Origin of the sequence: Microbacterium soli (assembly GCF_039539005.1) — a bacterium.
Lineage (GTDB): Bacteria > Actinomycetota > Actinomycetes > Actinomycetales > Microbacteriaceae > Microbacterium > Microbacterium soli.
The window spans coordinates 528,560-554,455 of sequence record NZ_BAABCP010000001.1 but is presented as its reverse complement, the minus strand read 5'-3'; the positions used below and the strand labels follow the sequence as shown (position 1 = coordinate 554,455).

At 67.0% G+C, this 25,896-nt stretch carries 21 protein-coding genes; 14 read left to right on the top strand and 7 right to left on the bottom strand.

Annotated elements, in window-relative coordinates; translation table 11 throughout:
* The first annotated feature begins 69 nt into the window (after positions 1–69).
* The 6 genes from ABD770_RS02590 (at position 70) to ABD770_RS02565 (ending at position 7,650) form a co-directional block, all read left to right on the top strand.
* Entirely contained in the window at positions 70–438 is a 369-nt protein-coding gene (locus tag ABD770_RS02590; RefSeq protein WP_344817933.1) for a DUF3870 domain-containing protein, read from the top strand.
* A gap of 250 nt (positions 439–688) precedes the next feature.
* The gene (locus tag ABD770_RS02585) at positions 689–1,993 is read left to right on the top strand and encodes an MmgE/PrpD family protein (RefSeq protein ID WP_344817932.1); all 1,305 of its coding nucleotides are present in this window, start codon (positions 689–691) and stop codon (positions 1,991–1,993) included.
* Position 1,994: 1 nt separating this feature from the next.
* The gene (locus ABD770_RS02580; protein WP_344817931.1) at positions 1,995–3,119 is read left to right on the top strand and encodes an ABC transporter ATP-binding protein; all 1,125 of its coding nucleotides are present in this window, start codon (positions 1,995–1,997) and stop codon (positions 3,117–3,119) included.
* Positions 3,116–4,861: an ABC transporter permease gene (locus ABD770_RS02575; RefSeq protein ID WP_344817930.1), complete on the top strand. Its 1,746-nt coding sequence runs from the start codon at positions 3,116–3,118 to the stop codon at positions 4,859–4,861. Before ABD770_RS02580 ends, ABD770_RS02575 begins: the two co-directional genes overlap by 4 nt.
* A gap of 61 nt (positions 4,862–4,922) precedes the next feature.
* Positions 4,923–6,032, top strand: a complete 1,110-nt coding sequence (locus ABD770_RS02570; RefSeq protein WP_344817928.1) for an ABC transporter substrate-binding protein — start codon at positions 4,923–4,925, stop codon at positions 6,030–6,032.
* Positions 6,013–7,650, top strand: coding sequence for a thiamine pyrophosphate-binding protein (locus ABD770_RS02565; protein WP_344817927.1), 1,638 nt, complete (start codon positions 6,013–6,015; stop codon positions 7,648–7,650). Before ABD770_RS02570 ends, ABD770_RS02565 begins: the two co-directional genes overlap by 20 nt.
* A 97-nt stretch (positions 7,651–7,747) precedes the next feature.
* Here ABD770_RS02565 and ABD770_RS02560 read toward each other — a convergent pair whose 3' ends face one another.
* Positions 7,748–9,016 (bottom strand): acyl-CoA dehydrogenase family protein, encoded by a 1,269-nt coding sequence (locus tag ABD770_RS02560; RefSeq protein ID WP_344817926.1) that lies wholly within the window; start codon positions 9,014–9,016, stop codon positions 7,748–7,750.
* Positions 9,017–9,420: 404 nt separating this feature from the next.
* Between ABD770_RS02560 and ABD770_RS02555 the strand changes: the two genes are divergently transcribed.
* The 8 genes from ABD770_RS02555 (at position 9,421) to ABD770_RS02520 (ending at position 19,009) form a co-directional block, all read left to right on the top strand.
* Positions 9,421–10,614 (top strand): MFS transporter, encoded by a 1,194-nt coding sequence (locus ABD770_RS02555; RefSeq protein WP_344817925.1) that lies wholly within the window; start codon positions 9,421–9,423, stop codon positions 10,612–10,614.
* The gene (leuB, locus tag ABD770_RS02550) at positions 10,611–11,651 is read left to right on the top strand and encodes a 3-isopropylmalate dehydrogenase (RefSeq protein WP_344817924.1); all 1,041 of its coding nucleotides are present in this window, start codon (positions 10,611–10,613) and stop codon (positions 11,649–11,651) included. The genes ABD770_RS02555 and leuB overlap by 4 nt, the downstream gene beginning before the upstream one ends.
* A 331-nt stretch (positions 11,652–11,982) precedes the next feature.
* Entirely contained in the window at positions 11,983–13,734 is a 1,752-nt protein-coding gene (locus tag ABD770_RS02545; RefSeq protein WP_344817923.1) for an MmgE/PrpD family protein, read from the top strand.
* Positions 13,735–13,748: 14 nt separating this feature from the next.
* Positions 13,749–14,774 (top strand): Bug family tripartite tricarboxylate transporter substrate binding protein, encoded by a 1,026-nt coding sequence (locus ABD770_RS02540; RefSeq protein WP_344817922.1) that lies wholly within the window; start codon positions 13,749–13,751, stop codon positions 14,772–14,774.
* A gap of 38 nt (positions 14,775–14,812) precedes the next feature.
* Positions 14,813–15,316 carry a tripartite tricarboxylate transporter TctB family protein gene (locus tag ABD770_RS02535; RefSeq protein ID WP_344819853.1) on the top strand — a complete coding sequence of 168 codons (504 nt, stop codon included), beginning with the start codon at positions 14,813–14,815 and terminating at the stop codon, positions 15,314–15,316.
* Between the two features lie 52 nt (positions 15,317–15,368).
* Positions 15,369–16,880: a tripartite tricarboxylate transporter permease gene (locus ABD770_RS02530; protein WP_344817921.1), complete on the top strand. Its 1,512-nt coding sequence runs from the start codon at positions 15,369–15,371 to the stop codon at positions 16,878–16,880.
* Entirely contained in the window at positions 16,877–17,617 is a 741-nt protein-coding gene (locus tag ABD770_RS02525) for an SDR family NAD(P)-dependent oxidoreductase (protein WP_344817920.1), read from the top strand. Before ABD770_RS02530 ends, ABD770_RS02525 begins: the two co-directional genes overlap by 4 nt.
* A gap of 24 nt (positions 17,618–17,641) precedes the next feature.
* Positions 17,642–19,009, top strand: coding sequence for an MmgE/PrpD family protein (locus tag ABD770_RS02520; protein ID WP_344817919.1), 1,368 nt, complete (start codon positions 17,642–17,644; stop codon positions 19,007–19,009).
* A gap of 112 nt (positions 19,010–19,121) precedes the next feature.
* Here ABD770_RS02520 and paaK read toward each other — a convergent pair whose 3' ends face one another.
* The 6 genes from paaK to ABD770_RS02490 all read right to left on the bottom strand — a co-directional run bounded on the left by paaK (position 19,122) and on the right by ABD770_RS02490 (position 25,817).
* Positions 19,122–20,423, bottom strand: a complete 1,302-nt coding sequence (gene paaK, locus ABD770_RS02515) for a phenylacetate--CoA ligase PaaK (protein ID WP_344817918.1) — start codon at positions 20,421–20,423, stop codon at positions 19,122–19,124.
* Between the two features lie 27 nt (positions 20,424–20,450).
* Complete coding sequence (gene paaI / locus ABD770_RS02510) at positions 20,451–20,840, bottom strand: hydroxyphenylacetyl-CoA thioesterase PaaI (protein WP_344817917.1); 390 nt, start codon at positions 20,838–20,840, stop codon at positions 20,451–20,453.
* Positions 20,837–22,936 (bottom strand): phenylacetic acid degradation bifunctional protein PaaZ, encoded by a 2,100-nt coding sequence (gene paaZ / locus ABD770_RS02505; RefSeq protein ID WP_344817916.1) that lies wholly within the window; start codon positions 22,934–22,936, stop codon positions 20,837–20,839. The genes paaI and paaZ overlap by 4 nt, the downstream gene beginning before the upstream one ends.
* On the bottom strand, positions 22,933–23,787 hold the full coding sequence (locus ABD770_RS02500) for a 3-hydroxyacyl-CoA dehydrogenase family protein (RefSeq protein WP_344817915.1): 855 nt from the start codon (positions 23,785–23,787) through the stop codon (positions 22,933–22,935). The genes paaZ and ABD770_RS02500 overlap by 4 nt, the downstream gene beginning before the upstream one ends.
* Complete coding sequence (locus tag ABD770_RS02495; protein WP_344817914.1) at positions 23,784–24,530, bottom strand: enoyl-CoA hydratase/isomerase family protein; 747 nt, start codon at positions 24,528–24,530, stop codon at positions 23,784–23,786. The genes ABD770_RS02500 and ABD770_RS02495 overlap by 4 nt, the downstream gene beginning before the upstream one ends.
* A gap of 99 nt (positions 24,531–24,629) precedes the next feature.
* Entirely contained in the window at positions 24,630–25,817 is a 1,188-nt protein-coding gene (locus ABD770_RS02490) for a thiolase family protein (protein WP_344817913.1), read from the bottom strand.
* Positions 25,818–25,896: the final 79 nt, after the last annotated feature.

Genomic DNA, 25,896 nt, shown 5'->3' with positions numbered 1-25,896 from the left:
TCCTATGCTCTGCTCGGACTGCCGGGGGCGGATCCGCTGCGGATTTGTCCCTCACGAGATGGAGAGCCGATGCCCAGAACAGTGGTTGTCACGGGATACGCGAAGATGCCGACCGGGACGATGATCAGAGCGACGACCGGAAACCTGGGCATGGGTGCCGTCGTCGATCGGGAGACGCACATCGTCACCGAAGGCTGGGCGTCGCTTTACGCACCGCAGAACCAGCGGTTCGTGGCAGAGCTGCTCACGGGGCAGAATCTGATGTCCGATGACGGCGAGTTCATCGCCCGGGTGCAGCGGGATTACTGGGGTGCGGCGCAGGGTGCGATCTGCCAGTGCTATCGCGATCTCGTGCGACGGTACCGCGAGCACATCGCCGCCGAGGAAGGAGGCGTCGCGGAGAGCGGGGATAATACGAGCAATGGCCGGTTCGACTGAGACAGCGCCACCGGTGCAGCATCTGCGCCATCCAGCGTTCGGCACCCTCCCGTGCCGTCGTCGGAGCCTTGACAGGCCGGATCGATCTGGCTAGCTTTAGGCCCTAGGCGGTAGATGTCGCTGGCGACAGTCAGTCCCACTCGCAGCACACTCATCTCCGGCTCCTTTCCTGCGGCTCTCGGTTGATCTGCAGTGCCCATTCTGTGGTGTACATGGAGTCGTTCAGATGGTCGATGAGGATCTAACCGGGTTGGTCGTCGCTCGTGCGCGTAGCAGCGCTCAGCGGTGGCGAGAGGTGGACGAGCGGGTGCGGCAGTGCCTGCTCGACTGGCTCGGTGTCATCCTGGCTGCGGACGTGCGTCCGCTTGCGCGATCGGTGCGCGCTGCGGGCCGCGGGAGCGCGACTGATCTGAGGACGGGTGACCGGCTGCCGCCGCAGAGCGCGGCCCGGGTGAACGCGGCGTACGCGCATCAGCTGGACTTCGATGACTTCCACCTGGGCGTTCCGGGCCATGCGAGCGCTGCGGTGATCGGAGCCGCTCTGGCGACTGCGGAGAGCCGTGACGCCGCGCTGGGAGAACTGTTCGCAGCCATCACAGCGGGCGTCGAGGCGGTCGTCGCGCTGGGATCCGCGTACGGCGCGGCGCTGTTCACCCGGGGCTGGCATCCGACGGCCGTGCTGGGAAGCATCGGTGCGGCCATCGCTTCCGCTCAGCTGTTCGGAGCGGATACCCGATCGATGAAGGACGCCGTCGGCCTTGCAGGGCTGCAGGCTTCCGGCACGATGGCCGGCTTCGGCAGCATCGGCAAGCCCTGGCAGGTGGGGTGTGCGGCGAGGAACGGAGTCGAGGCAGCGGTCGCGGCCGTGGAGGGATCGTGGACGCTGCCGGATGTTCTGTCCGGTCCCAGCGGCGTGCTGCGGCTCATGACGGACGTCGAGGAGCCGGATCTGGGAACGGGAGAGCGCATCGCCATCGCCGACACCCAGTTCAAGTACTACGCGACGTGCTTCGGCACGCACGCGGCGATCCGGGCGGCGCAGAGCATCGCACGGTCGCATGAGATCTCGCCGGAGACCATCTCGTCCGTCGATGTCGCAATCGGCCGTGATTTCGAGCATGTCGTGATCAATCCAGCACCATCCACCCTGCTGCAGGCGAAGTTCAGCGTCTCCGCGGTCGTCGCGATGTCGCTTCTGGGAATGCCGCCAGTGGTCCCGGACTTCTTCTCCGACGAGATCTCGCGGGATCCGGCCTACCGCAGCCTCGAGGCTGCGACCCGTGCCCGCGCGGCGGATGACATCGACGGCGGTGGAGCCCGTGTGGTGGTCACCACTCGCCGTGGCGATGTCTACGAGAGGCTTCAGGCCGAGAGCCGTCCGACCAGCGCAGGCGATGAGTGGCCGGCGGTGGAGGAGAAGTTCCGTGTGCTCGCGGGCTCGGCCGGTGCCGAGGCGGAGCAGGTGCGCTTGAAGGTCCGCGAGGCCGATGAGGCGACGCCTGTGTCCGATCTGATCAGTTCGTTCAATGGACTCACGGGAAGTTGGGAGCACTGAAATGAGCCAGACGATCACCCGCGATGAGTGCTCTTCGGTGCACGCGGTCGAAATCGCCTCGTTGCACAAGCGGTTCGGGGATCAGGTCGCGCTGCAGTCCCTCGATCTCACGGTCAACACCGGTGAGTTCCTCGTGCTCCTCGGACCGTCGGGCTGCGGGAAGACGACGACCATGCGATCGATCGCAGGGCTCGAGGAGCCGACGGACGGAACGATCAAGATCGACGGTGAGGTCGTCTACGCCGGCCATGGCCGGGTGAATGTGCCGCCCGCCGCGCGACGTGTCGGAATGGTGTTCCAGTCATATGCGATCTGGCCGCATCGTACGGTTGCGCAGAACATCGGATTTCCACTGAAGATGCAGAAGGTCCCGCGCAAGGAGGCCCGAGAGCGGGTCGAGCAGGCCCTGGAACTGGTCGGTCTCGATGGGCTCGGCGGTCGTTCCGCGAGCATGCTGTCAGGCGGTCAGATGCAGAGGGTGGCGCTTGCACGGAGCTTCGTCATGCAGCCCAGGGTGCTTCTTCTGGATGAGCCGCTGTCGAACCTCGACGCGAAACTGCGTGAGAGGCTGCGGCTCGAGCTCAAGGAGACTCAGCAGAGACTCGGTACGACGTCCATCTATGTCACTCATGACCAGGGCGAGGCGCTCGCCCTCGCCGATCGCATCGTGCTCATGCGCAAGGGCGTGATCGAACAGGTATCGACGCCGCTGGATCTCTATCAGAGTCCGAGCACGCAGTTCGCAGCGGAGTTCATCGGCACCAACAATCTCTTCACGGGAACCGTCACGAGGACGGTCGAGGGCACCGCTCAAGTCGACATCCCGGGTCTGCCCGAACCACTCTTCAGCGGCTACCACGGCCCGATGGGTGCCGTCGCGGTCAGCGTGAGGGCGGAGGATGTGATCGTCGACCCGCCCGAGACGTGGTCCGGGACCACGCTTCAAGGCGAGCTCAGCGTCGTGAGCCTGCTCGGCAGCCAGATATCGTACGTCGTCCGCCTCGGAGACGCTCAATTGCAGGTTCTGCTGCCGTTCACCGGCGAGCTGAGACGACGCGGAGACCGGTGCAGGATCGGCATCCCCTCCCATGCTGTCCGCTGCTTCACGACAGGAGGGCCGGCATGACTGTCGCGGATGACGCCAAGACCGGCGGTGTCACGACGATTCCGGTGACGGCGGGGCGTCCATGGCAGCGGTTCGGCACGCGCGGCATCTATCTCCTCGTCGTGCTCGTGATGGTGGTTCTCGTCATCATCCCGATGATCATGCTGCTGATCGCGGCGTTCACCGACTCTCCGCCGCGTCCCGGAGATCCTCTGGGGAACTTCACTGTCGAGAATTTCAATGCCATTCTCACATCACGAGGAATCACGGCGGCGGTGAACTCGATCATCATCGCGGTCTGCGCCGGTGCCTTCGCCGTAGCGATCGGCACAGGCCTGGCATGGGTCGCCGCGCGCACCGACGTTCCCTGGCGCGCTGTCGCACAGACTGCCGGGATCATCCCGCTGTTCATCTCCGCGTTCGTGGGAGCGATGGCATGGAGCCTGGTCGCATCGCCTCGCTCGGGCTACATCAATCTCCTGTTCTCCACTCTCGGCTGGAACATCACCTGGGACGTCTACTCGATCGGCGGCATCATCTTCGTGCAGTCCCTGTACTACTCCCCATATCCGTTCCTGTTCGTGTACGGTGCACTGCGGTTGATGAACCCCGAGCTCGAGGAGGCGGCTCTCGTCCACGGCGCGAGACAGTGGACGGTCGTCACGAACGTGACGCTGCCGATCATCCGCCCGGCCCTTCTCGGCGCCGGCGTGCTCACCTTCGCCCTGATCCTCGAGGATTTCCCCATCCCGACGATCCTGGGCGCAGCCAACGATGTGCAGACGCTGCCGTCCTACGTCTACTCGCTGATGACCGTCGCACCCAGCGAAGTGAACCAGGCGAGTGCTGTCGGCATCGTCCTTCTCGCGCTCCTGGTCATCATCATCGTGACGCAGCGGCTCCTGCTGAAGGGCAAGGCATACACGACGGTCAGCGGGAAAGGATTCCGTCCGGGGATGATCAAGCTCGGCAGGTGGCGCTGGCCGGTCTTCTCCCTGGTCATGCTCTACCTGTTCCTGGCCATCGTCGTGCCGATCGCGGCCCTTGCCGTCGCAGCTTTCAGCGGTGCCCGGTATCTGAGCTCGTTCAGGGATCTGTTCGATCCCTCGGCGTATTCAGCGGACGCCTTCATCGACTCGGTCACCTCTCGCGCGTTCATCCAAGCGACCTCGAACAGCTTCATCGCGGGTGGGGCTGCGGCGCTGTTCGGGCTCGTCCTCTTCGTTCTCCTGGCCTACTTCGTGTTGAGGACGAATCTGATCGGCAAGCGATTCCTTGGAGTGCTGACCGTGGCACCCGTCGCCATCCCGTCGCTGGTCATGGGGATAGCGTTCTTCTGGACGTGGAGCGTGATCCCACTGCCGGTATACGGAACGCTCGCGGTCCTCGTCCTGGCGTACATCGCTCGGTTCATCCCGCAGGGATACGGCGGCATCGCCGCGTCGATGGAGCAGATCCACCCTGACCTGGAAGCGGCGGCAGAGGTGTCCGGCGCCGGGAAGATGCGCGCACTCTGGTGGGCGACTGTACCGCTGCTGCGCACAAGCATCATCTCGGCCGGCCTCATGGTGCTGATCCTGTCGATCCGTGAGCTCGCATCATCGATCTTCTTGTTCACATCGCGCACCAGAGTGCTCTCCGTGCTCGTCTTCGGGCAGTGGGAGAACGGCCAGTGGGATCGTGTCGCATCGATGTCGCTGGCGTACAGCGCGATCCTGCTCGTCATCACCGTCGTCGGCGGGAAATGGCTCAAGCCTGCGTGAGCTGAGTGCCGACCGCAACTGATATCCGCTGAAAACGCAGACCCAACTGAGAGGAAGAACAATGAGGAAGCTGGCAAAAGCGGTTGCTCTCGCGAGCGCAGCCGCACTCGTTCTCGTCGGCTGCAGCGCTGGCGAAGAGAAAGGAACGGATGCTCCGGACGAAAGCTCGTCGGAAGCGCTCGTCATCGATGGTGAGACGATCGCAGACGGCGAGCTGTATGCCGCGGCGATGGACGAAGGAGTCCTCAGCCTGTACGACAACTACCCCGAGGCTCCTTGGCGCGCGCTCCTGGACGTGTTCGAGGAGGACACCGGCATCACGGTCGATCACGTGCGTCTGATCACTCCGCAGTTGTATGAGCGCGTCGTCTCCGAGGCAGGGGCGAACAAGCTCGGCGCCGATGCAATCGGGATGGGAGATCCGACGCTCATGCAGGACCTCTCCAAGCGCGGGATCCTCGCGCCGTACGAGTCCCCTGTGGGGCTGTCGGCATTGAAGCCCGGCGAGTACACCGAGGATCACACGATGTACAGCAGCGCGCGGCTGGTCATGCTCCCGGCATACAACACCGAGGTCCTCGCGGAGGACGGCCTGGATGCACCGACATCCTGGAATGACTTCCTCGAGCCCGAATGGGCGGGGAAGATCGGAGGCACTCCCATATCGACGGGTGGGAGCGCTTTCTCCGTGTACTACTTCATGGACAGCGGGCTGGGCGACGACTACTGGACCGGTTACGCCGCGAATTCGCCGATCATGTACGACTCGGTGGTGCCGCTGACACAGGACATCGTGCGCGGAGAGGTGCCGCTGGGGATCACATCCTTGGGAACGATCGCGGAGCAGGTGGCGAAGGGCGCACCGGTGAAGCCGCTGTTCCTGTCCGAAGGCACTCCCGCCTTCACCAACCTGGTCGCCGTCACGGAGGCCGGTGAGCATCCGAATGCGGCGCGTGTCTACCTGAACTGGCTGCTGTCCCGTCACGGCCAGAACGTGCTGGTGGAGAAGACGTCGGAGTACCCGATCCGATCGGACGCCGATGCGCCGGCGATCCCGGGCGTCGACATGCCTGCTCCTGGCAGCGGTGAGATCACGGTTCCCCCTCTCGAGGTCTGGACCGAGTCGCGCGATTCCCTTACCGAGGAATGGAATGACGTCTTCCACGGGTGAGAGGGACGTCGCGGCCACGGTGCGCCGTGGCCGCGACGCTCTCGTCGATGCGCTCTGCGAACTCGGAGTCACCACCGTGTTCGGCGTGATGGGGGATGGCAACCTCAGCTGGCTCAGCATCTGGAGCGGGCGGCCGGGCAGAGAGTTCGTCTCGGCCCGGCATGAGGCCAGCGCGGTCGCGATGGCGGATGGAGCAGCCTGGCATGCGCATGTGCCAGGCGTGTCCACTGTCACATACGGTCCCGGTCTGCTCAATGCGATGAACGCGATGGCGACTGCGCACCGAGGCGGCGCCGGGCACGTGCTGATCACAGCGACCCCGCGCGCTTCTCGCCCGCACCACCCTCAGCGGTACGATCATGCCGCACTGGTGAGCGCGCTCGGTGCGGTGCGCATCGCGGTCACCGACGCCGAGCGCATCGCGCCGAGTCTCAGGCAGGCGTTCCGCATGGCATCCGAAGCAGGGATCCTCGTCGTCGTCGATATCGAAGAGGAGTGCTTCGATGATGACGTGCCTGCCACCGTCTGCGAGCCGCCCATCGAGGCGGTCGCGCCGCCGGCGCTCGAGTGGCTTCCCCAGATCGAGAGATCAATCAGGGCTGCGAAGCGCTTGCTCATCGTCGCGGGGGTCGGTGCGGAACGTGCGGGTGCGGCGTCGGCTCTCGTCGGACTCGCGGAATCGACTGGAGCGTGGTTGTCGACGACTCTGCCGACACGAGGGCTGTTCGCCGGTCACCCGCAGTATTTGGGCAACATCGGCGGGTTCGTCACGGAACAGGCCCTGCCGGTCATACAGCGCTGCGATACGGTGATCGCGTTCGGTGCGAGTCTGAACGAGTTCACCACCGACAGCGAGAGCCTGCTCCGGGGGCGAACGGTGATTCAGATCGATCGGGACGCCGCAGCGCTCGGGAGGAAGTACCCGATCGACGTCGGTGTGCACAGCGATGCCCGCGACGCCGCGGAGGCACTGGCTGCCCGCTTCGCGGGCGAGGGCGTGCAGCCCCCGAGAGCCGTCGACGACATGACGGTCATGCGCGCGGGGAATGACCGTTCCGACGACGATGGCGTCGACCCCCGGGCCGCGATGCAGCGCCTGGATGCGTGGCTCCCGGACGATCGAGTCGTCATCACGGACGGAGGCCACTTCGTCGAGTGGCCTTCGAGATATCTCCGCGCCCCCTCTGCGGGCAGCTTCAGAACCGCTCTCGCAGGCGGAAGCATCGCGCTGGGGCTCAGCATGGGCATGGGGATCGCACGCACCGATGGCTCCAGGCGGGTCGCTGTGGTGATCGGGGACGGTGGCCTGTTCATGTCGCTGGGCGACCTGGAGACGGCGGTTCGTGAGCGCATCCCCCTCATCGTCGTCGCGATGAACGACCACGCGTACTCCGCCGAGGTGCACAAGCTGAACAGGCTCGGTCTGCCAACCGATCTGGCATACTTCGATGACGCGTCCGATCTGAGCTCCGCGGCTTCGGGCCTGGGGGTGTCCGTGGTGACTGCGAGGACGCCTTCGGATCTGGACGCGCTTCCGGATGCGGATGCACTGACCGGGCCCCTGCTCATCGACCTGCGCATCACGCGAGCGGTCGTATCGGCCCGCCTCGCGCGCTGAAGGCTCTCCGCCTGCGGGACCGCTTGATACCCCGTCGGGGAGGATGCAAGCGGGCGGGCCGATATCAGCCCGCCCGTCTGCATCCTGACCTCGTGCGTCAATCCTCCGGACGGGTCACCCGTCCGAGCAGAGCATCGGAAAGGATCCGGAGCTGGATCTGGGAGGTGCCCTCGAAGATCTTGGTCAGACGTGAGTCCCGCCAGTATCGTTGCGCTGCGACGTCGAATGTGTAGCCTGCCCCACCGTGGATCTGGAGTCCGTCACTGGTCACGCGCTCAGCCATCTCCGAAGCGAAGTACTTCGCCACGGATGCGGCTTCGGCTGCGGGCAGCCCCGCATCGACCAGCCGGGCCGCATTGTGCGTCACCGCCCTTGCTGCCTCGATGTCGATCGACATCTTGGCAAGCATGAATCGAATCGCCTGGAAGTCGCCTATCGGCTCGTTGAACTGCACACGCTGCTTCGCGTACGCGGCTGCGTCCTCGAGTGCGCCTCGCGCGACCCCGACCGCGCGTGCGGCGGTGTGTATGCGCGCCATCTCCAGGCTGACCATCCCCGCGCGGAAGCCGTCTCCCTCCTCCCCGATGAGCGCCGAGCCAGGGAGCCGTACGTCGTTCAGACCGAGTTCGAATGTCTTCCAGCCGAAATAGCCGATCTTGTTGACCGGTGAGCCCACCATGCCAGCGGGGAACGTCCCGCGTTCCTTCTCGATGAGGAAGGCGCTGATCCCCTTGTGCCGCTTCCTCGGGCTCGGGGGCGGCGAAGTACGGGCGAACAGCACGATGTAGTCGGCGCGATCCGCATATGTGCACCACATCTTCGCGCCGTTGAGCACCCATTCCTCGCCATCGCGCTCGGCCCTGCATCGGAGACTGGCCACGTCGGAGCCTGCTTCCGCCTCTGAGATCGAGAAGGCGCCGAGATACTCGCCGCGGGCAGCCCTCTTCTCGAGCTCGACACGGCGAACAGGGTCCAGGCCCACTGGAAGGAGCGTGCTCGTCCGGATGATGCTTCCCACGCTCATCCAGGCGCGGGAGAGCTCCTCCGTGATCAGCACGTACTCGAGCGCTCCCAGACCGAGCCCACCGGAGGATTCCGGAAGCATGATCCCGAAGAAGCCCATCTGCGCCATCGCATCGATCAGTTCCTGCGGGATGTCCTCCCCGTGGCGATCGCGCTCGTTTGCTATCGGCAGGACTTCGTTCATCGCGAATTCTCGTGCCAGTTGTTGAATTTCCCGCTGCTCCGGTGTCAGGAGTTGCGACGTCTGAGAGTCCATGCAGACCTGCCTTTCCGTTGGTGGTTTGCTATCCCGGGCATCGAAGACGCGCCAGCGGACTGCGCCGAGCGGACCACAGACGGTCACCTCGTTGCGCGCCAGTATGTCGTTCGGTCAGTGCGAGGGAGCCTCGACGACGACGCCGGTCCGCGCGAGCCACCCGATTCATCTCGTGGCCGTGGCGCTGGGAACCGTCAGGGAGAGGCCCCGTCAGCGTGGTGGGTCAGATCCGACTCGCCAAGGGACTCTGTGATGGATTCGCAATTTCCAGATTCACTACATCGTCATCTTCCCTCCGATGGTCGCCATCGTCAAGCACACAGCAGTGCGTGAGCTTTCGGCGGTTCTTCGGTACTGTCGGGGATGCAGCTCGTTCGATGCGACGGTGACCGAACCTCGGAGCCTCACCGCAGCAGACCTCACCGATGCTGCCGCTCGTATCCCTGCCGCCGGCGAATGCGAAGACGGGAAGAGAAGCGGATTCTCGGCGAATGTACGGTCGGATGCTGTCGGTCGCGCTCATGAGCAATGCCACCATGCTGCAGTTCGTGTCACATGGTGCTCGTCCGGCGATCTCGTACAGCGCGCTGCAGGCCGGGGTGGGCACCGGTCTGCTCGGCGCTCTTGCGGCTACCTTCTCCGTCGTGCCTCTGCTCGGCGCGATCCCGCTGGGGCGGATGGCGGACCGCGGGCATGTGATCTCCCTGATCTTCGCCGCCTGCTTCTCACAGATCTGCGCGGTGCTCGGATTAATCCTCTGGCCGACACAGCTGGTCGTCCTGCTCCTGGGCGGGGTCGTTCTGGGGCTCGGCCATGTCTGCGGGGTGGTCGCACAGCAGACGCTCGTCGCTCGAAGCCCAGCACATCTGCTCAACCGGGCCTTCAGCCAGTACACGTTCTTCGGCACGCTCGGGCAGCTCGCAGGCCCTCTCCTGCTCTCCGTGTCCGGTCAGGACACATCTGCCGACGTCGTCATGGTCTTCGCGCTGGTGGGTCTCGGCACGCTGGCGGTTCTGGCATCCGCTCTCGCTCTCGTCGTGCTGCTGCGCCGAGAAGCATCGGATCATCCGCAGCCGAGCATCGTGCAGGCCCCACGGGAAGCCGCGCGTCCCGCGTCGTCGGCACGTCGTCGTCTTATCGCGTCCGTCGTCATCAGCACCGTGATGCTCGCGGTCGTCGATGTCGTCACGATCTATCTGCCGGCGTGGGGCGTCGAGCATGGAGTCCTGGCCGCCACGGTCGGCCTGCTCCTCGTCTCGCGGGCTTTCGGGCTCCTTGCCGGACGGGTGCTCGTCCAGCCGTTGCTGCGGTTGGTCAGCCGCGCATGGCTGCAGGTCCTGTCGGCGATCGTTGCGGGACTCGCGACTGCTGCGATCGCGTGGCCGGCACCGGTTCTGTTCGCCTTCGCGGTGCTGTTCTCCTCAGGAGTGGCTATCGGCATCTGCCAGCCCGTGAGCATGATCTACGTCTCTGCCACGGCTCCGCCGAATGCGGTGTCCACGTGGTTGTCGATCCGTCTCTCCGGCAACAGCGCCGGCATGCTCTTCGGCCCGCCGCTGGCGGGTCTGCTGGCCTTCGCACTGGGGCCGGCCGGCGTGATCGCGGGAACCTCTTTGTGCGCGGCCCTGATCTCCGGGGCTGCGGCGACTGCATTCCGAGCTGAATCGATGGAGGGAACCGGATGACTGAGCAGATTCGAATCGCCGTGCTGCCTGGTGATGGCATCGGACCCGAGGTGATCCGCGAAGCGAGCCTCGTGCTTCGTGCAGCGGCTCAGGCCGAGGGCATCAGGATCGAGCTGATCGAAGGACTTCTCGGAGGAGTCGCCATACAGGCATGCGGAGTGCCGCTGCCGGAGGAGACGATGGAGCTCGTCCGAGGATCGAGCGCCGTCCTCGCCGGGGCAGTCGGCGGGCCCGCGTGGGACTCGCTGCCCGAGAGGTTGAATCCAGGTCTCGGAGGCATGCTGCGCCTGAGACGAGAGCTCGATCTGTTCGCGAACCTTCGGCCGGTCGTGTCACTCCCCGGTGCTTCTCCGTTCCTCGACATCCTCCTCGTCCGGGAGGCCACGGGCGGAGCGTACTTCTCGATGCCGCGGGGCCGTGCTGCTGCGGAGGAAGTACGCGCGTTCGATACCATCATGTACTCGGAGGCGCAGATCACCCGTGTGATTCGTGTCGCCGCTGATCTCGCGGAGTCACGCAGCGGGCGCCTCGCATCGATCGACAAGGCCAATGTCCTGGAGTCCTCCAGACTCTGGCGGGAGGTCGCCGAGCGGGAATTGGCGGGCTGGGACATCGAGGTGGAGCATCTCTACGTGGACAACGCCGCGTATCAACTCGCGCGCGACCCGAGCCGGTTCGACGTGATCGTCACCGAGAACATGTTCGGCGACATCCTGAGCGACCAGCTCGCCGGAGCGCTCGGCTCGCTGGGGCTGCTGCCATCGGCCGGGCTCGGGACCGGGACGTTCGGACTCTATGAGCCCGTGCACGGATCCGCCTTCGACATCACAGAACACGATGTGGCCAACCCCATCGGGGCGATCCGCTCCGCAGCGATGCTGCTGCGCCATTCCCTGGGTGCGATTGCTGCGGCCCGTCGTATCGACGACGCGTGCACTGCGGTGCTGTCGGAGGGATTCGGCACGCGCGACACGCATCCAATCCATGACGTCGGCACGCGAGAGCTCACCCGGCGAATCTTGGAGCGCATGCGGTGACAGTCCGCTCGCCCTCCTTCGCCCGCCGACTGTCCGGGCCGATGCTCCTGGGCGTCCGCGGCGGACCTCTGGGTCGAGCAGGCGGGTGGCACAGGCCGGAGTTATCTGCTTGACAACGGATTTTCCCTTGTGGAGACTGTCAGTGACAAAGTCATTGTTCCTGCGGGTGATGCTGAGGGCTTCTGCTCCTCGACAATGCCTCACCATTACAGCAGCTCGACTCCCTGGAGCGTCCAAGGCGACGTGTTCTGGACCGTTGCCTTCGCGATGTGCGCGATCAAGTCGGCAGAGCGCCAGCTGGGTCGGCATCGACGGCTGTGAGGGAGGTTCGATGAACACGCGACCCGATCGCGAGACCGTGTCCCGTCAGCGGGACGGCGTCGTCGAGGACTCGCTTGCAGCGTATGCCGCGACGAGCACCGGCTCGCTCCCCGAGATCATCGCCGCGGTGTCAGAACGCGTGCGGGGTGCCGTCCTCGACCACGCTGAGCATCCGAGTGCTGCGGCTCCGATCGCGAGCGCGGCATCATCGGTGCTCGGGCGCGCGCTGGAGCGTTCGATGGCATGCACGCGCGATGAGAGGACACTCTCCCGCACGCTCGGATTGGCGGCGAGCTTCGTCAGTCCGGCCGGTCGGACGGATGCCGGGGATGCCGGTTCGATCGCAGCCCGCCTCGCGCGCTCAGGCTGGGATGCTCCGCGCACCTGGCTCCACGGAGCGAACGGCCTTGCACGCCTCGTCGCGGGGACTCAGGAGAGCTCATCGCCCTCGGACGCCGTCAGCGACGCCGTCGCCTCTCGTGCACTGGCGGTCTATCGCGACGCCGACGGGCAGACGCTCGACGCCGGGCGCATCGGCTTCGGGAACGCGGTCGCACTCATGCGCGCTCGCATCGATGAGACGCGTCTCGTCGCAGCGGTGGGCGCTCTCGAGGACATGCCGGGCCGCAGGGGGCGGATACTGGGGCGGCGGGAGCCCATCGCTGCGCATGTCGCTGCATTCCTCCACGGCGCGGCGGGGCATCTCGATGACTTCGATGACACGCACACCGCGACCGTCGTGCATCCCGGTGTGCCCGTTGCGGCGGCGCTCACAGCCGTGGCGGACGTATTGCGGATCAGTGGTCGGACGGCGTTGGCGGCCTTCATCGCCGGTGTCGAAGCCGCAGTGTCCGTCGGAGCTCTCATTCCCCGCGCGCTCACGCTCGGCTGGCACATGACAGGGCTGTCGGGTCCTGTCGGCGCCGCCGTCGCTGTGGCTCTCGCCGGCGGCGCGGACCGGAAGCAGTTGGTGCGCGTCATCGACGCAGCAGCGGAGCGCGCGGCGGGGATCACAGAGGCGCTGGGCACCATGGCCAAGCCCATGCATGTCGGAAATGCGGCGCGGTCAGGCGTGCTCGCCGCCTTCCATCAGCCGGTGACGGCTGATGGAGGTCTGAGCGCGCTTGTCGCGGTGATCGGAGACGAAGACCCGAGTCGCCGCCTGCAGGCGATGCCGTCGCCGGCCGTACTGGACAATGTCGTCAAGACCGCCGCCTGCGGGGTGCTCGGCCACAGCTCGATCGATGCCGCGATCGCACTTCGCGCCGTGCGGAAGGATCCACCGCTCGCCGTGGAGCTGCACGTCAGCGATCTCGCTGTCGGCGCGATGGGGAATTCCGATCCTCGCACGGGTCTCGAGTCCAAATTCAGCGTGCCGCATGCTTTCGCCGTCGCCTACTGCTTCGGTGACGCGGATCCGCTTCGCTTCACGGATTCAGCGGCAGTCGATCCACGCGTTCGAGAGGTCCGCGGTCGGATTCGCCTCCACGCCGACGATGCCTGCGCACGGTATGAAGCTCGCGTGCGTGCCGAGTGGCCTGACGGGCATGTCGCGCGGATCACCGTCGATGCACCCAGCGCTCCGACCGCGCAGGAGGTTCGTGCGAAAGCCTCCCGTCTCCTCGGCACCGACTTCCTGCCGTTCGCTCGAGCAGCGTTCGAGATCGACGCGCTCGGCTCCCTTGCGGAGCTGTTCGAACTCGACGGATCCGATGCCTGCCCACGTACGTCGCGCGAAGGCGGCGAAACATCCCAACACTGAAAAGGAGTCCTTCAATGTCGAAGTTCCACTCGAGTCATGGCGGCGGTGCACTGTCGCTGGTCGCCGTCGCAGCCGTCCTGCTGACGTCCTGCTCCGCAGGCGGTCAGCAGGGTGCGGAAGACGATTCGGCTGTCCCGCAGAAGATGACGTTCGTCGTCCCCACCTCGGCAGGAGGGGGCGTCGACACCGCAGCAAGGCAGCTGCAGCCGTATCTCGAAGACGAACTGGGCAGCACTCTGACCGTTGTGAATCGCGAAGGCGGTGCGACGACGATCGGCACCGGGTCGATCCTGGAATCAACGGACTGCTCAACGATCCTCATCACGGCGATCCCTCACATCACCCTCTCGTATCTGGCTCACGATGTGGACTACGATCTGTCGTCTTTCGCTGCGGTCGGTGGAGTCAGCGTCGAGCCCGGGGTGATCCGCGTGGCGAAGGACGCACCCTGGTCGACTCTCGAGGAGCTGGTCACCGATGCCAAGCAGCGTCCTGGTGAGATCACCGTGAGCGTCAGCGAGGCAGTCAGCAGCAACGCGTTCGGAATCGCGCAGATTGAGAAGGCGACGGGAGCGGACTTCAACATCGTTCCTTTCGATGGCGGCGGTCCCTCACGTCTCGCAGTCGTCTCCGGCGAGGTGGATGCCACACACGCCGGGGTGTTCAACTCGCTTCCGATCGCCGATGACAGCAGGGTCCTCGCGGTCCAGGCCAGTGAGAACAGGTGGAAGGCGGTGACTGATGACGCACCCACGGTGAAGGAGGCGCTGGGGATCGACGTTCCCGACAACGAGTCGACCTACAACGTCTGGACCAGCGCGGAGTGCGCGACCAACCATCCGGAGCGATACCAGGCGATCGTCGACGCGCTCGCCGCAGCAGTGAACTCCGACGGGTTGAAGAGCGATCTCGAGAAGGTCGGCGAAGAGCTCAAGCTCGATGCCCGCACCCCCGAGCAGGTCGAGTCCGATGCGAAGATCGCGGAGGACGAGATCCGCGAGATGATGGCTGACAACCCCGACCTGCTGTCCGGTGAGTGAGCGCGAACAGGTCACAGGGAATCGGACGCGTGAGTGACATGATCGCATCGGAGAGTTCGTCGAATCTCGAGCGAGTCCTGCGTGCACTCTGGTACGCATCCACGGCCATCGTCATGATCGCGCTCGCGGTCGTCATGCTCGTGGATGCTCGGAGCATCCACGGCATGGATGCCGTCTACCCCATGGTGCTTCTGCTGGCGTTCAGTGCACTGGGCGTCATCGCCTTCATCAGGGAATTGCGATCCGCGGGCACGACGGCCTCTGCGGAGGCCACGGATGCAGTCGAGGGAGGTCGCGGGCGAGGAGTGCCATGGCCGTCGGTGGGCATGGTGATCGCCGCGATCATCGTCTCGTTCGTCATCTTCGTGCTGTTCGGCTACCTGGCGTCGGTGTTCGTGGCGAGTGCGGCGATCTCGGCGGCGCTCGGTCTTCGGCGTATCGGATGGATGGTCGTGTTCGCGGTCGGCACGCCCCTGGCGTGCTATCTCCTGTTCGCCGTCGCGCTGCAGTCGCCCATCCCCGATGGCGTTCTGCTCTCCTAGTAGGAATTGGTGAACGATGTTTCTTGACGGTCTTGAGCTGCTCCTGAGTCCGATGGGCTTGCTCTGGCTCATCGTCGGGCTCCTCCTCGGATTCGTAGTCGGCGTCCTGCCGGGTCTGAGCACGTCGAATACGGCGGCACTGCTGCTGCCGTTCTCCGTCGTGCTGCCTACGGAGCAAGGACTGATCCTCATCATGAGCATCTACGCCGGAAGCGCCTTTGCCGGCTCGGTGCCCGCGATCCTCGTCAATGTTCCCGGGGAGGCCGGTTCGGCGGTGACCGCACTCGACGGCTACCAGATGGCGAAGCAGGGGAAGGCGGGAGTGGCGATCGGGATCGCCCGAACGGCATCGACGCTCGGCGGTGTCGTGAGCGGCAGCCTCGTACTGCTGGTGATCGCCCCTCTCGGCTCCCTGGCGCTCCGCTTCGGCGCGCGTGAGATGTTTATCGTGGTGCTCCTCGGCATCGTCGTCGTCTCGACGCTCGTCGGGAAGGACCTGGTCAAGGGACTCCTGTCCGGCGTGGCCGGTCTCGTCCTGGCCACTGTCGGAGGAAGCCCGCTGTCCGGGCAGTCGAGGTTCACGTTCGGCAATCTGCAGCTGCTGGACGGGATCCAGTTCGTCCCCGCGCTGATAGGCCTGTTCGCGATCTCGGAGATGCTCCTGCTCATCGGCAGCGCGAAGCCCGCTGGCTCGTCGAAGGGACCGGCGGGCGAGAGCAGCCTGCGCAAGGATCTGCGCGATGCGATCACGGGCACGAAGGTCACTTTCCGTCATAGCGGGAGCGTGGCGCAGGCGACGGGCGTCGGCATCATCCTGGGGATCATTCCCGGGATCGGAACAGGCGTGTCCAACTTCATCAGCTACGGCATCGCCAAACGCGCCTCCAAACATCCTGAGAAATTCGGGACGGGCATACCGCAGGGCGTGATCGCCTCGGAGGCGTGCGATAACGCGGTGGGTGCGGCGACGCTGGTGCCGACGTTGGCGCTGGGTGTGCCGGGGAGCGCGACGATGGCGGTGGTACTGGCCCAGTTCTACATCCAGGGGATCCAGCCGGGGCCGAAGGTCCTGGTGGACCATGGCCCGCAGGCCATGGCGGCAGTTCTCGCGGTGATCGCAGCGAGCATCCTGATCCTCCCGATCGGCATCATCGCCACCGCGCCGCTCGTGCAGATCACGCGCATACCGGTGAAGATCCTCGTACCGGTGGTCATCGTGCTCGCTCTGACCGCCAGTGTCTCGTACCGAGGCTCACTCTTCGACCTCGGCGTCGCCATCGCGTTCGGACTGATCGGATACCTGATGCGTCTGCACGGCTATCCGGTGATCCCCCTGATTCTCGGGCTCATACTCGGTCCGCTGCTCGAGGAGCACCTCTCGAGGGCGCTCAAACTGGCCAACGGACATCTCCTGTACTTCTTCAGCTCGCCGACGGCCATCGTTCTGTGGTCGATCCTCCTGGCTGTGGTGGCGTATCTGGTGGTATCGAGCATCCGTCAGCGCCGACGCCTCACGCCTGACGCATCGCTTAGCGCAGATGCAGACGCGGAGGCCATGCGATGACGACGGCGCTCGTGACCGGAGGGACCAAGAACATCGGCTTCGCCATTGCGGCTCGGCTCGGCCAGGACGGATTCTCCGTCGCGGTGAACGGCCGCACGCCTGCTGCTGTCGAGGAGGCCGTGGACCGCCTCCGAGCGCTCGGCGTGACAGCAGACGGGTTCGTCGCTGATGTGACCGATGAAGCATCTGTGGATCGCATGTGCGCGCGCATCGAGGACCAGCTCGGTCCCGTCGGCGTGCTGGTCAACAACGCCGGCGTGCGCTGTCACGGCCCATTGACGCAAACGAGCACGACAGACTGGAACCGCGTGCTCGACGTCGTGCTCACGGGTTCATTCCTCACCGTGCGTCGATTGCTGCCGGGAATGATGGCGGCCGGCTGGGGGCGCATCGTGAATCTCGCAGGGCTCAGCGGGCAGATGGGAGCAGCCTCCCGCATCGCCGTCGTCACGGCGAAGAGCGGGATCATCGGATTCACGAAGGCCGTCGCTCTCGAGACGGCGCCGCATGGCATCACCGCGAATGCGATCTCTCCGGGATTCGTGGACACCGATCGGTCTCCGAGCCTGGGCGATCGATCCGCAGCGGCAGCCCATTACGAACGAGGCCGAGAGACGCCTGTCGGCCGGGTCGGCCAGCCCGAGGATATCGCGGAGCTGTGCGCCTTCCTCTGCTCTCGGCAAGCCGGGTACATCACGGGTCAGACGATCGCCGCCAATGGCGGAACGTACATGTGAATCGGAAGGTCACGGAGAGCGATCATGCAGGTAAGCACGCAGACACGCACTCTCGCAGATTATCTCTCTGCTGCCGCCCACCGTCCGCTCAGTGATTCCGTGATGGCGAAAGCCAGGCTGCATCTGCTCGACACGTTGGCCGCGATCATCTCCGGTGCGCATATGCCGGCGGGCATCATGGGCCGGGACTACGTCCGCCGATTCGGTGGACATGGGCGGGCCCATGTCATCGGCACCTCGCTGCGCACGGGGGCGGTCGATGCTGCGCTCGCCAACGGAATGTCTGCTCATGCCGATGAGACCGACGATTCGCATGCGATGTCGCTCTCGCATCCGGGCTGCGCGGTGGTCTCTGCGGCGCTTGCCGTCGCCGCAGGACGATCCGTCTCGGGGGACCTGCTGCTGCGAGCAGTCTGTGCCGGGTATGACGTCGGAACGCGCATCGGCATGGCCATCGGGCATCCGGAGTCGCCGCTCGAAGGCAGCTCCATCAGCACTCATGCGCACGTGGGAGTCTACGCGGCCGCGGTTGCATCGTCGGTGCTGATGCGGCTGGGAGAGGAGGGCATGCGCGCTATGCTCGCTCTAGCCGGCCAGAGTGCGTCCGGAACCACGAGCTGGGCTCGTGACCCGCATCACATCGAGAAGGCGTTCGTCTTCGGTGGGATGCCGGCGTCGAACGGGGTCCGGGCCGCGCAACTCGCCGAAGGCGGACTGCGGGGCGTTCCGGATCCGTTCGCCGCGTCTCCGAACGTCCTGGACGCCTATTCGCCGTCGCCGGATCGTGCGCAGTTGACAGCGGAGCTCGGCACCAGATTCGAGATCGTCCGGTCTACGATCAAGAAGCTCGCCGTGGGCTCGCCATCCCAGGCCGCGGTGCAGGCCGTTCTCGATCTGCTCGATGAGGAACCGGTGGATCCTTCCGCCGTTGACAGCGTCATCGTCACCATTCCGCATGATCTCGCCCGCGTGGTCGATGGGCGTGAGCTCCCGAACATCAATGTGCAGTACCTGATCGCCGGAACGATCGTGGACGGGCGGTTCAGCTTCGCCATGGCCCACGATCGCGCACGCATGACGGAACCGGCGATCCGAAGCCTCGTCAGCCGGACGCGTCTGGTGTATGACCGGTCGGTGACAGCGGTCCGCCGAGCGACGGTCGTCCTCGTCTTCGACGATGGGCATTCAAGGCAGCGCACGGTGACAGCGGTTCGAGGTACGCCGGATAACCCGATGTGCGAAGCGGAGGTCGTCGAGAAGGCTCATGATCTGATGGACGGCCTCATAGGTGCGCGCGCCGCCTCGCGGATCGTGGACAGCGTGTCGGCATTGGGGCGAGGGGGAGGAACCGACGATCTTCTCGATGCTCTTCGCCAGTTCGAGTTCGCATGACCCTGGGCCCGATAGGGGACGTCCAGTGCTGCAGAGGAAGTCTCACGGGCCGGACTCCGGGACAGTGCCTCCGAGAAGTCACCGCAGTGCTATCGCGCATCCGCAATAGCACTCACCGCAGGTCGTAGACGCGCTTGTACTTGCCCTCGCTGCGGGGCAGGGCGCCGGGTTCCTCCAATCGCACCGCGACGCTCGAGCCGACGTGCGTCTTGATGCGTTCGGCCAGCACTTTCGCCGCGGCCTCGCACACACCGCGTTCCAGGCTCGGGTGACGCTCGATCCGCACCGCCATGGCGTCCATCCGTCCCTCGCGGGTCAGCTCGATCACGAAGTGCGGGGTGAGCTGCTCGATCCCCATCACGAGTTCCTCGATCTGGGTGGGGAAGATGTTCACGCCGCGCAGGATGATCATGTCGTCGTTGCGGCCCGTGATCTTCTCGATCCGGCGCATCGCCGGGCGGGCGGTGCCGGGCAGGAGCCGGGTGAGGTCGCGGGTGCGGTAGCGCAGCACGGGGAACGCCTGCTTGGTGAGCGAGGTGAACACCAGCTCGCCGCGCTCGCCGTCCGGCAGGGGCTGCCCGTTCTCGTCGACGACCTCGGGCAGGAAGTGGTCCTCCCAGATGTGCGGGCCGTCCTTGGTCTCGACGCACTCGTTGCCGACGCCGGGACCCATGACCTCGCTGAGTCCGTAGATGTCCAGCGCGTCGATGTCCAGCCGGCGCTCGATCGCCACGCGCATCTCGTTGGTCCAGGGCTCTGCGCCCAGCACCGCGACCTTCAGCGAGGTCGACGTCGGGTCGATCCCCGCCTCCTCCATGGCATCCGCGATCGTCAGCAGGTAGCTGGGGGTGCACAGGATGGCATCCGGCTGGAAGTCCTGGATCAGCTGCACCTGCCGGGCGGTCTGCCCGCCCGACATCGGGATCACCGTCGCCCCCAGGCGCTCGATGCCGGCATGCGCGCCGAGACCGCCGGTGAACAGGCCGTAGCCGTAGGCGTTGTGCACCTTCATCCCGGGGCGGATGCCGGAGGCCCGCAGCGACCTGGCGATCAGGTCCGCCCAGTTCGACAGATCGGTCTCGGTGTATCCGACGACCGTGGGGCGTCCGGTCGTGCCCGAGGAGGCGTGCACGCGGCGCACCTGCTCCATCGGCACGGCGAACATGCCGAACGGGTAGTTCTGCCGCAGATCCTCCTTGGTGGTGAACGGCAGCAGCCGCACATCCTCCAGGCTGCGGATGTCGGCGGGGGAGACACCCGCCTCATCGAGCTTGCGCGTGTAGTGCGGAACGTTCTCGTACGCGTGCCGCACCGTCCACTGCAGTCGTTCGAGCTGCAGGGCCTCGAGCTCGGGGCGGGTCAGCCGCTCGGCGGGGTCGAGCAGGTCGGTGGCGGGTGCTGTCGGCGTTGACATCGGGTCTCTCCGGTTCGGTTCAGGGCGTCATTCAGCGGCGCGGTTCGTGGTGATCGAGCGACCGCGCATCTCGGCGACGACGTCGCCGGTCTCGTCGGTCACCGTGACGTCGTAGAGCCCGGTGCGGCCGCTCACGACGCGGCGGGCGGCCGTCGCCGTGAGCCTCTGGCCGGCGGTGGTCGACTTCAGGAAGGTGATGTCCGCTCCCGCGGCGACGGTCACGCGCTCGTCCTCGTTGCAGGCGATCGCGAACGCCGTGTCGGCCAGCGCGAACACCAGTCCGCCGTGGGTGATCGCGAAGCCGTTGAGCATGTCCTCCCGGACGGTCATCGACACCACCGAGCGACCGGGCTCGTCGAGCTCCACGACCATGCCGAGCATCGCCGAGGCCGCATCGCGCCGCATCATCGCCCTCATGCGGGAACCTTCTCGGCGGTGGGCTCCTTGCTCACGAGGGTGAGCACGTCGTAGGTGGCGACGAGGTCGTCGTGCTGGTTGCGGATGACGGCATCCCAGCGCACCTCCCCGTACTCGTCGGTCTCGCGCGGGGTGATCTGCTTGGCCGTCAGCTCCACACGGATGCTGTCGCCGGGGGAGACGGGGGTGATGAACCGCAGGTTCTCCAGCCCGTAGTTGGCGAGCACGGGGCCCGGCTCCGGGTCGACGAAAAGCCCTGCGGCCCAGGAGACGAGCAGGTAGCCGTGCGCCACGCGGCCGGGGAAGAACGGGTTCGCGGCGGCCGACTTCTCGTCCATGTGCGCGTAGAACGTGTCTCCCGTGAAATGCGCGAAGGTCTCGATGTCGTCGAGGGTCACCTCGCGGGATGCGGAGACGATCTGGTCGCCGATCCGCAGCTCGGCCAGCGACTTGCGGAACGGGTGCCGGTCGCCGACGTGCGCGGTCGCGCCGGCGTGCCACACGCCGGTCAGGGCGGTGAGCATCTCCGGTGAGCCCTGCACGGCCGTGCGCTGCATGTGGTGCAGTACGGCACGGATGCCGCCGAGCTCCTCCCCGCCGCCGGCCCGGCCCGGCCCGCCGTGCACGAGCCCGGGCAGCGGTGACCCGTGCCCGGTGGAGCTGCGGGCGTCGTCGCGGTCGAGCACCAGCATCCGACCGTTGAACGGCGCGATGCGGGTCGCGAGCTCCGCCGCCTGCGCGGGGTCGTGCGTGGCGATGCTCGTGACGAGCGAACCGCCGCCGCGGTTGACGAGAGCCGCGGCCTCCGCGGCGGTGTCGTAGGTCAGCAGCGAGGAGACGGGCCCGAACGCCTCGACGCCGTGCACGGCATCCGCCTGTGCATCGTCGAAGCGCAGCAGCACCGGGGAGACGAACGCGCCCTCCGGGGCCGAACCCGTGGCGCCGTCGACGAGGCGCACCTCGGGGGCATCCGTCGAGCCGACGACGATCCGTCCTCCGGCGTCCTGCAGCCTCTGCACCTGACGCAGCACCTCGTCGCGCTGCGCGGTAGAGGCCAACGGCCCCATCGTCACGCCGTCCGCACGCGGGTCGCCCAGCACCGTCTTCTCGGCGATGCGTGCGCGCACGGCCTCGACGACGTCGTCGGCCACTGCTGTCGGCACGATCGCACGGCGGATCGCCGTGCACTTCTGGCCGGCCTTGGTGGTCATCTCGGTGACCAGCTGGCGCACGTACGCATCGAATTCGGGCGTGCCGGCGGTGGCATCCGTGCCCAGCACCGAGGCGTTGATCGAGTCGGTCTCGGCGGTGAAGCGCACCCCGCCGGTCTGCACCGACGGGTGCCGGCGCAGCGACTCCGCGGTCGACGCGCTGCCGGTGAAGCCGACCAGGTCGCCCAGGCGCAGGTTGTCGAACAGATCGGGCACGCTGCCGCTGACCAGCTGCAGCGAGCCCTCGGGCAGCAGGCCGGAGTCGACGAGGATGCGCACCATCGCCTCGGCCAGGTAGCCGGTGGGCGTGGCGGGCTTGACGAGCGTGGGCATGCCGGCCAGGAATGCGGGGGCGAACTTCTCCAGCGAACCCCAGACCGGGAAGTTGAAGGCGTTGATCTGCACGGCCACGCCCGGCAGTGTCGTGTAGATGTGGCGGCCCAGGAACGAGCCGTCCTTCGAGAGCGGCTCGACGGGGCCGTCGACGTGCACCCGGCTGTTCGGCAGTTCGCGGCGGCCCTTGCCGGAGTAGGAGAACAGCACGCCGATGCCGCCGTCGATGTCGACCCAGGAGTCGGCCTTCGTCGCCCCCGTGCGTGCCGACAGTGCGTACAGCTCGTCCTTGCGTTCGGTCAGGGCGAGGGCGAACCGCTTGAGCAGCACGGCCCGCTGGTGGAAGGTGAGAGCGGCCAGGCTCCTGTGGCCCGTGGTGCGGGCGTACTCCAGGGCACCGGCGAGATCGAGACCCTCCGTGGAGACGCGCGCGATCACCTCGCCCGTGGATGCGTCGCGGACCTCGGTGGCGTTCGGCGCACCGGAGGCACCCGCATCGGCATCCGGGGCCCACCAGGCGCCCTGCACATAGCTCGGCAGACAGTCGGTCATCGCTCCTCGTTCCACACGTAGAATCCCTCGCCGCTCTTGCGGCCCAGCTTTCCCTCGGCGACCATCCGCCGCAGCAGCGCCGGAGGCTCGAACCGCGGGCCCAGCTCGCGGGCCAGCTCCTCGGCGATCCCCAGCCGCACGTCCAGTCCGACGACGTCGGTGGTGCGCAGCGGGCCCATCGGATGCCGATACCCCAGTTCCATAGCCGCGTCGATGTCGGCGGGTTCGGCGACGCCCTCCTCCAGCATCCGGATCGCCTCCAGCCCCAGCATCACCCCGAGCCTGCTGGAGGCGAAGCCGGGGGAGTCGCGCACGACGACCGGCGTCTTGCGCAATGCCGTCACCCACTCCCGGGCGGAGGAGACGACGTCCGGAGACGTGCGGTCGCCGAGGACCACCTCGACGAGCCTCGACGCCGGGACGGGGTTGAAGAAGTGCAGTCCGAGGAAGCGCTCCGGACGCGCGAGAGCGTCCGCGAGCGCGTCGACGGAGATGGACGACGTGTTGGTGGCCAGCACCGCATGATCGCCGACGGCGGTCTCGATGCGCGTCAGTGCGTCGATCTTGAGGCGGCGGTCCTCCGGTACGGCCTCGATCACGAGGCCCGCGTCGGAGAACGCCGCCGCATCCGTCCCGGCCTCCAGAGCGGTGGCCGCCTCCGCGGCGTCGGCGAGGTCGCCGCGCTGCACGGAGACGGCCAGGGCCGCCAGCACGCGCTCGCGCGCGGCATCCGCCGATTCCGTGTCGCGCTCGACGACCTGCACGCGGGAGCCCGCCAGCAGGAACGCGTGCGCGATGCCCGCGCCCATGCGCCCGCCGCCCAGGACGCCGACGACTCCGGGGACGGTCATGATGCCTTCCTCCTGCGCTCCAGGAACGCCGTCATCCGGCGGTGCTTCTCCGCGCTGTCGAACAGCTCGGCCTGCAGCTCGCGTTCGATGTCGGGGTGCTGCGTGCGCGGGGCGCGCAGCGCGCGCTTGGTGTGCCGTGTGGCGAGCGCGTCGTTCGCGGCGATGCGGTCGGCCATGGCGTGCGCCGCGACGAGCAGTTCGTCGGCGGGATGGATGCTCGAGACGAGCCCCCACGCCAGCGCCTCGTCCGCGTCGAGGATGCGCCCCGTCAGCAGCAGTTCGCTCGCCCGGGCACTGCCGACGATCTCGGGCAGACGCCAGGTGGCCCCGGCGGCGGCCATGATGCCGAGCCCGGTCTCGGGGTTGCCGATCTTCAGCGTCGGCGAGGCGATGCGCAGATCGGCGGCGTAGGCGAGCTCGGCACCGCCGCCCAGGGCGTACCCGCTGACGGCGGCGATCACCGGCATGGGCAGTTCGTTGATGCGGATGAAGGCGGTCGCGTTGATGGCCTTCCGCGCGTCGCCGGCGTCGCGGTCGCGGAGCTGGGCGATGTCGGCACCGCTCGCGAACACGGTGCCTCCGCCGGTGATGATCAGCGTGCGCGGCTCGGCCTCGAGCTCGGCGCACAGCGCGTGCAGGGCGTCGATCATGTCCTGGTCGATGGCGTTGCGCTTCGCGGGACGGTTCAGGGTCGCTGTGATGCGATCCCCGCGGCGCTCGATGAGCAGCGGCTCCTCACTCATCGTCCCACCTCCGGCTGCCCCGCGGCTCATCGCCCCACCTTCCGGGGCGGGTGCGGGGGAGGACGGTCGCTGCGGTCGCCCGGAGCTCGGTGACGACGGTCATGAGACGCGCTCCACGATCATCGCGGTGCCCTGGCCGACGCCCACGCACATGGTCGCCAGGCCGTAGCGGGCGCCGGTCTGCTCGAGGCGACGCAGCAGCGTGACGATCAGGCGCGACCCGCTGGAGCCGAGCGGATGCCCGAGGGCGATCGCGCCCCCGTCGGTGTTGACGATCTCCGGGTCCAGGCCGAGTCGGCGGATGCTGGCCAGCGACTGCGTGGCGAAGGCCTCGTTGAGCTCGATGGCGCCCAGGTCGCCGGCGGTGAGTCCCGCCTTCGCGAGCGCCTTCTCCGTGGCGGGAACCGGCCCCAGGCCCATGATCTCGGGGGCGAGCGCCGCGGTCGCGGAGGCGACGATGCGCGCGCGGGCGCGCAGACCGTACCGCTGCACGGCGTCCGCGCCGGCCACGATGATCGCCGAGGCGCCGTCGTTGAGCGAGCTGGCGTTGCCGGCGGTGACGACATGGCCGCCCGTCACGACCGGACGCAGCTTCGCGAGCGCCTCCAGCGAGGTGTCGCGCCGCGGGCCCTCGTCGGTGTCCACCGTCCCTCGCGGGGTCTGCACGGCGACGATCTCCGCCGCCAGCCGTCCCGCATCGATCGCGGCGAGCGCGCGCTGATGGCTGAGCAGGGCGAAGGCGTCCGCATCCTCTCGGCTGATGCCGTCGACGCGGGCGACCTCCTCGGCGGTCTCCGGCATGGAGTAGGTCGCCTTGTCGCGGGCGAGCAGCTTCGGGTTCGGGAAGCGCCAGCCGATCGACGTGTCGTAGGCCGGGCCGGGTTTCGCCCACGCCCGCTCGGGCTTGGCCTGCACCCATGGCGCCCGGGACATGGACTCCACCCCGCCGGCGATGATCACCTCGGCGTCACCGGCGCGGATCGCCTGCGAGGCCATCGTGATCGCCGACATGCCCGAGGCGCACAGTCTGTTGACGGTGATCCCCGGCAGCGTGTCCGGCAGCCCGGCCAGCAGCACCGCCATGCGGGCGACGTTGCGGTTGTCCTCGCCGGCCTGGTTGGCCGCGCCGAGGATGACCTCGTCGATCGCCTCGTGCGGCACACCGGACCGGGAGACCGTCTCGCCGACGACGAGTGCGGCGAGATCGTCGGGCCGCACGCCGGCGAGCGCACCCCCGTATCGTCCGACGGGCGTGCGGATCCCGTCCACCAGATACGCCTCGGACATCTTCATCCCTTCGCATGCGTCACGACGATTATCAGACCGATCGTTCAGGAATGATGATGGCAGATCGACGTGGAGTTGG